This is a genomic window from Streptomyces sp. HUAS TT7 (genome assembly GCF_051550175.1).
Lineage (GTDB): Bacteria > Actinomycetota > Actinomycetes > Streptomycetales > Streptomycetaceae > Streptomyces.
Genome location: NZ_CP196179.1, coordinates 39,500 through 45,882 on the forward strand (window position 1 = coordinate 39,500; position 6,383 = coordinate 45,882).

Sequence of the window (6,383 nt, forward strand, 5' to 3'; positions counted from 1 at the left end):
TCGGAACGAGGTCACAAATCGGGGCGAAACGAGGCACCCCAACTTCTTTTCGCACGAAAGGAAGTTGGGAGCCAGGCCGTACGTCACGAACATGACGTACATGCCTGCCGACCCCTCGGATATCTGTCAGGCACGGGCTCCCCAGGCACCTTCCCTGACTTGCCTGACACTCAATTCGCCCCCTAGATAACCGTCGTGCTGTCCGCCGGAGGCGGCACGTAGGGCACCGCAACGACCGGCGGAGCGGCCGGGATGCTGTGCCGTACCCGGTCCGGATTGGTCATGCAGCCCGCGAACGGACCGCTCGGTGACCGGAGTTGGGACAGCATCGGGTCGAGATGGTCCCTATGCCACACCGATGGCCCGGTGTGCCCGCAGACGGCCGGGTCCGTCAGCGCCTGCCAGGCCAGCCAGCAGGCATGCAGCCGGGCGTAGGCACCATCGTGTTCCCACCAGGTTGGGCACCACGGCGCCGCCGAGGAGACCTCATCGAGGTACGTCGGGACCAAGACCGTTCGCACCCACACGTCCAGGGCCGCCAGCTCGCGCGCGAACTCGGGATTGCTGAGCCGCAGAATGAACGGCGGAGTCTTCGGCTTCTCCTCTTCCTTCTCCTTCTCCTTCTCCTTCGGTTCGCCGTCCTGCGCCTGGCCGCCGTTCGTTGCGAGTTGGGTGATGACGTTGGTGTTGTGCTCCAACTGACTAGCGAACCCGGTGACGATCGCGCGCAGGTCTTCCAGATCCTCGGAGAGCCCGTCGAGGCTCGGTGTTTCCTCGCTCATGCCGCGATCACCTTCTTTGTGGCGCGGTCCGCGATGTCCGCGATCTCGGCCTTTGAGTCGGCGGCCAGGGCGTCCGCATCCGCTTCCAGGTACCAGGGCCGCAGGCGGATCATGCCGACACGTACGCCGGTCGCCAGCAGGAGGGCCCGGCCCTTGGGCAGTGCCCGGATTTCGGCCGCTTCCATGACACGCTCACGGCGCCGCGAGGTGGAGACGCTGCGGCCCGTCGAGCCATGGGAGACCGAGGTCTCAGCGACCTTGTGTTCGCCGATGAGGCGGGACACCTTTTCCGCGAACTCGGCATCATCCAAGCCCGAACCCAGCACCTTGACGGTGGCTGCGGACCACAGGGAATCCATGCCGGCCTCCCCCCAGACCCGCACGCCCTGGCGGTAGGACTGGAGGATCGTCAGCAGCGGAATGCCGCGCGAGCCGAGGTGGGAGTAGAGGTCGGGCAGATCCTCAATCCTGCACACGTTCGCCGCTTCGTCGAGCACCGCGACCAGCGGCGCATCCAGGCGTCCCCCGGCCCGCTCGGCGGCCGCGAGAGCGGCCCTCAGTACTGCGTCGGCAGCCGACGCGATGACACCGGCCGCCGAGCCACCGCCATCCTTCGACAGCAGATACAGGGTGTCGCGGGTGTGCACGAAATCGGCGGGCCGGAACTCCTTCTTCGCCGGGTCCGGGGTCACCCACGCCAGGATCTCAGGGTCGAGGAGGCAGGCCACGCACTGGCGGGCCGTCTCGTAAATGCCGTCGCGGGTGTCGGACGCGCCCGCCACCGTCGAGGCGAGTTGCTGCGCCAACGCCTCCTTGCCCGCCGCCTTCAACGCCTGTACCGGGTCGCGGTCCGAGGGCGTCGCGAGCCAGGCCAGCACGTCCGAGACCGAGCCGCCGGAGACGGCGGCCGCATGGAACAGCGCGGTAAGTAGGTTCTTGGCCGCCGACATCCAGAAGTCCCCGCGGCTCTTTTCGTCGGTGGTCGCCGCGATGAAATGGGAGGCGAGGCGGCCCGCGCCCTCGATGGTGCGGGCCGAGGCGAGCATGTCCCACCACAGTGCCCGGTCGGAGTGGGTGATGGACTGCGGGTCGAACAGCCACACCGTCCCCACCTTGGACCGGCGCCTTTTGGTAACCCCGAAAACATCCGGCTTGTTGGAGGTCAGGAACACCGCGCCCGGGGCCCGCAGCACCGCAGGTGCGGCCAGAGACGTGGACTTGCCCGAACGGGGCGCCATCACGGCCAGGGCCACGTCTTCCCAGCTTGCCCTCAACTCCGGGCCGCGCGTGGCGTCGAGGTTGCCGAGCAGAACCCCGGTCGCGTCCGGGGCGATGTTCTCGACACCCTTGAGAGACGGCCGCAGCGCACGGGCCCGCTCCGTCATGGCCTTGGGGCCGAGCGGCGCCAGCTCGCGCACCGAGGCCAGGCCCGAGCGGTGCGAGAAGAACCGCTGCCAGATCAGCCAGCCGCCCACCGCGAGGGCGGCGACGACGAGCACCAGGAGCACGACGATGCCCACTGCGGCCGCCGTCGAGTGGCCCGGCCACAACTGGCCGGGCCCGCCGCTGACCAGGTGTGCCGCCGACTTGATGGCGAAGGGGGGCGGGGCCCAGCCGCCCCCGGCGACCAGGACCCCGAGGGTTCCACCCAGGTAGGCGCCGGTCCACAAAGTGAAGGCGCCGACGATGGCGCCGAGGATGGCCAGGGGTGTTCCGGTCCCTGCCCCGGCCCCTGCTGTGCTGGACTCGTTCATGCCGCTGTCCCTTCCGCCCTCTTGGACAGGGCCGGATCGGTTTTGTACAGGCGGTGTTCTGTCTCGGTGAGTTCGAGGCGGACCGGGGTGCCGGGCCGCGTGCCCAGCCGGATCATGTACTTGCCCCGGCCGGGGTGGATCTGCTTGGTGCCGTCCAGGCCGGTACCGGCCGACGACGACCACGACGCGATCAGGTTGATTTCCGCATCGGTCAGGGGCCGTTGGTCAGAGACCCGCTCCAGTTCGGCGGTCGACAGCGCGCCCAGAATCATGGAGTCACACCGGTCGATCATGCCGCGCGCCTTGGCCCGGTCCTCTGCCGTGGGCAGCGCGGCGAGGTCATCGAGCGAGTGCGTGATGAACAACGACACTTCCCGCTTCGACCTGTTCAAACGGGTCATGGCGTCGAACGCGGCCACCATCCCGGGCCCGGCCCGCAGCGCCCGCCACATCTCATCCAGGACCATGGTCAGCGGACTGTCCATCAGCCCGACGGCCCGCGCGGAGTCGATCGCGGAGTACGCGTAGGCCCAGGTCGCCAGCAGCCCGGCCGACACCACGTCGTCCCCGGCGGTCAGGAGCGTGGACAGGTCCACGCTCAGCGCCGGGGCATGGAGATCCAGCGGCTGTGTCGTCGGCCCGTCGAACAATCCGGCCAACGGCCCGTCACACAGATTTTCCATGGCGAGGGTGACCTCACGGACCAGCTGCCGGTAGTCCTCTTCGGTGTCGACCATCAGCTGTGAGAGCAGCTCGCGCGGGCCGTCCCGCAGCACCTTGACGATGTCGGGGATGACGGGGTCCACCCCGGTCAGGTGGGCCGTCACCAATCTGATGGCGTGCTCGATCACGTTGCGCTCAGTCGCCGACGGCCTGCGCCCGAGCCCGACTTGAGTGGCCAGCAGGGCATACAGGAGTTCGGAGCGGCGCCCGTTGATCTCGCCCAACAGGGCTTCCTGACGGCCAGCGGGAAGGGTGGGCAGGACCTTGCGCAGCGGGCCGGAGTCGAGCGGGTTCAACTTGTCGAGTCCCCGGCCGATGCGGACGACCTGGCCGCCGAGCTCGCGCACCAACTGGCTGTACTCGCCCTTGACGTCGCCCGGGACGACGGCTTTGTGGCCGTATCCGGTGTAGACGGTGACGATCCGTTTGGCGATCGCCGACTTTCCGACTCCGGGCTGAGCCATGATCCAGACACCCGGGTTGGTGAGCAAACTGCCGATCCAGCCCGCCGGATCGAAACAGACCAATTCGTGGGTGAGCAGGTCAGGGCCGATGGGCACCCCTTCAGGGGGCAGACCGGCGCCGAGGACGAACGGGAACAGCCCGGCCACCTGTGTGGTGGAGCCGAGATAGACGGCGCCGGCGTCGAGGTTGGCGGCCCGGCCCCGGCCCACTCCCGGCCATCCCCAACGGCTCGCGATGACCTTCGGGTTGAGGCGCCATTGATTGTCGGTAGTCTCAGCGGCGGCCGTCCCGGCGTCTAGTGAACGCCGGGACGGCTTGAGCGTGCGTGCAGCGGTGTTGCGTGCCACGGTCAGCGCCTTTCTGTCACAGCAGGGGGGTGATGCCGAGCGGCAGGCCCACGACGAGCGCGGCCGCCTGCGCCCCGAATGCGGGCCTGAAGCGCAGGCTGCCGGAGGTCTTGGCCGCCTTTTCGACCTCCCGCCGCGCGGCAGGGAGATCCTCGGCGCGGTCCACGGTGGTCGTGACGTAGATCGACCACTGGACCATGCCCGCGCCCACCGCTTCCTCCATCGCGGTGCGGTCGGCGTGCTCGGCGTCGACCCGCTCACGTCGGGTCGTCGAACGGCGGGTGCGCGCCCGGTACTCGGCGCGCGCGTCGTTCGCGTTCACCTCACGCTCGACCACCGCGGCCGCTTCCTCGGTGGACAGCACCCGGTAGGCGAGGGTGACGCGCCGGGCGTAGGTGCCGGCCGCAAGGAGTTTGAGGAGCACGTCATAGGGCACGGACCGGCGGGGAGCCTCGCGCAGCACGTAGGACGTCGAGAATGCGCCGTCGTGCCGGTAGACGGTCCAGTCGTCCTCAGCGGAGACCGGGCCCGTCTCGTGCCAGACCAGATCCTCGATGTGGGCGGTCGGGGCGTCCATGTCGGCGGGGTTGTAGGCCCCGCGCACCAGGCGTTTGATGTCGCTGTCTGTCGCGCGCCGCAGGATGTCTGCGCCCGCTCCGGTCAGGTCCATGGAGTCCAGGGCTCCGAGCGTGACGGCGGCCGCCTCAGCCGGGTTGTCCGGCTTCTCGGCGGTGCGGGACGGGGCGATCACCAGCGACATCCAGGCCGCGAGTTGGGCACTGGCCCGGGGGGCCCGGCCGACCAGCTCGCCGACCACGTCTTTGGCGAGACGCGGCGCCGCCGTGTCGACGCGCTCGGCGACGTGATCGGACAGTGCGGCACCGGATGACGGGGTGATCTGAAGGGTTACGGAGGCCGCCATCACGGAGTCCTCATCGGCGAGCCGGGCGAGCGCATCACCCCACGAGCTCACGTTGGACAGGACGGTGGAGGTGGAGGCCAGCAGCGACCCGGACGGCGACAGCAGCAACGTGGCCGTCATGTCGCCGGTCCGCTGGTTCCAGACCAGCCCTACCGGGCCGCGCCCGTCGGCCGCTTCGGCACGGATGAGGCGGGTGGGGGCGGCCATGCCTGGCAGGTCGAGCGCTTCCGGGGAGGGCAGGAACACCGAGCGGTAGGAGGTCTCTCCGCGCAGGTGGGCCAGCTGCCAGCGGATGCGGCCGACGACGTACGACATCAGCGGCATGCCGTGACGCTGCCACACCGCGAGGACGATGACGACGAGCGCGATGGGCGCCGTCACCAGGAGGGTGGAGGGACTGGCGCCGAACGCCACGACCATGATGGGGATGAGCATGGCACCGACGACGATGATCGTCTGAGAGGTGTTCAGGGAGGCGATGCCCATCGTGCGCGAGCGCCGCCAACCCCCGTACAGGGGCTGCTCGGTGGTGGCCATGCCTACTCCTTTCCGCCGACGGTGTTACCCGCCTTGTTGATGGCCGCCTGGCCGGTTTCTGCGGCGACCAGGGCGATGGAGACCGGCCCGCCCGCTGTCTTGGCCGCAGTGGTGGCCGTGGACTGCGCGCCGGCCGCTGCTGTCTGTGCTGCGGTCTCGGTGGCCTGCGGGGCCGCTGTATCGGACTCGGGGTTGGAACTGGGCTGCGGGGGGATGTTGCCGGACTGCTGCTGAATCGCGCTGCTCCCGTCCTGCGGGGAGGGCGACGGAGCCTGAGGCGCGCCCCCGCCCGGGCCGTTGCGATCCATGTGCTTGGCGTGGTCGGCGGCCGACGTCGAGGAGCCACCGCCCCCGCCGCGGCTGCCGAGCGATGCGCCCAGCGCGCTCCCGGCCAGGGACAGCGCCCCGGCGAAACCTCCGCCCGACGACACGGCGTTGCCCATCGACATGCCCAGCGGCGCGAAAAGGGCGAGGAGGGATTTGAGGGCGATGACGGACAGGGCGAGGGTCACCACGCCACGGATGAAGTCGACGATGCCCGAGCCGTTGGCCATCTCCGTGAACCCCACGGCCATGATCAACGCCGCCATGGGCTTGTAGATGATCACCACCATGATGGCGGTGAACAGCCGGGGCAGCCACTGACGCGAGCTCTCGCCGCCCAACTGCCCGGCCCCCGCGATCGGCAACAACAAAGCCTGAATCGGAATGGACGCCTGGCGAAGAAACAGCATGACCAGTTGGATGCCGCCGACGGCCAGCACGGTCAGGGCGATGACCAATACGCCCATGGGGTTCTCGATGGCCGCTGGGATCAGGATTTTCACGATGCGGTCCGGCACGTTGGCGCCCT

The 6,383-nt window shown here is 69.3% G+C and carries 4 protein-coding genes and 1 pseudogene; all 5 read right to left on the reverse strand.

Going from position 1 to position 6,383, the window contains the following annotated elements; translation table 11 throughout:
* Positions 1-182: 182 nt before the first annotated feature.
* Positions 183-782, reverse strand: a complete 600-nt coding sequence (locus ACSHXC_RS43400; protein ID WP_438297932.1) for a DUF4913 domain-containing protein — start codon at positions 780-782, stop codon at positions 183-185.
* A complete protein-coding gene (locus tag ACSHXC_RS43405; RefSeq protein WP_438297934.1) occupies positions 779-2,536 on the reverse strand; it encodes a type IV secretory system conjugative DNA transfer family protein in 1,758 nt (585 codons plus the stop codon). The genes ACSHXC_RS43400 and ACSHXC_RS43405 overlap by 4 nt, the downstream gene beginning before the upstream one ends.
* Positions 2,533-4,071 (reverse strand): ATP-binding protein, encoded by a 1,539-nt coding sequence (locus ACSHXC_RS43410; protein WP_438297936.1) that lies wholly within the window; start codon positions 4,069-4,071, stop codon positions 2,533-2,535. Before ACSHXC_RS43410 ends, ACSHXC_RS43405 begins: the two co-directional genes overlap by 4 nt.
* Before the next feature lie 16 nt (positions 4,072-4,087).
* Positions 4,088-5,530 carry an SCO6880 family protein gene (locus tag ACSHXC_RS43415; RefSeq protein ID WP_438297938.1) on the reverse strand — a complete coding sequence of 481 codons (1,443 nt, stop codon included), beginning with the start codon at positions 5,528-5,530 and terminating at the stop codon, positions 4,088-4,090.
* A gap of 2 nt (positions 5,531-5,532) precedes the next feature.
* Positions 5,533-6,383, reverse strand: a pseudogene (locus ACSHXC_RS43420) (hypothetical protein); the annotation flags it as partial.

Excerpts from the sequence above, each read along its gene's own strand:
- ACSHXC_RS43400 (WP_438297932.1), bottom strand. The coding sequence starts at position 782 with ATGAGCGAGGAAACACCGAGCCTCGACGGGCTCTCCGAGGATCTGGAA.
- ACSHXC_RS43405 (WP_438297934.1), bottom strand. The coding sequence starts at position 2,536 with ATGAACGAGTCCAGCACAGCAGGGGCCGGGGCAGGGACCGGAACACCC.
- ACSHXC_RS43415 (WP_438297938.1), bottom strand. The coding sequence starts at position 5,530 with ATGGCCACCACCGAGCAGCCCCTGTACGGGGGTTGGCGGCGCTCGCGC.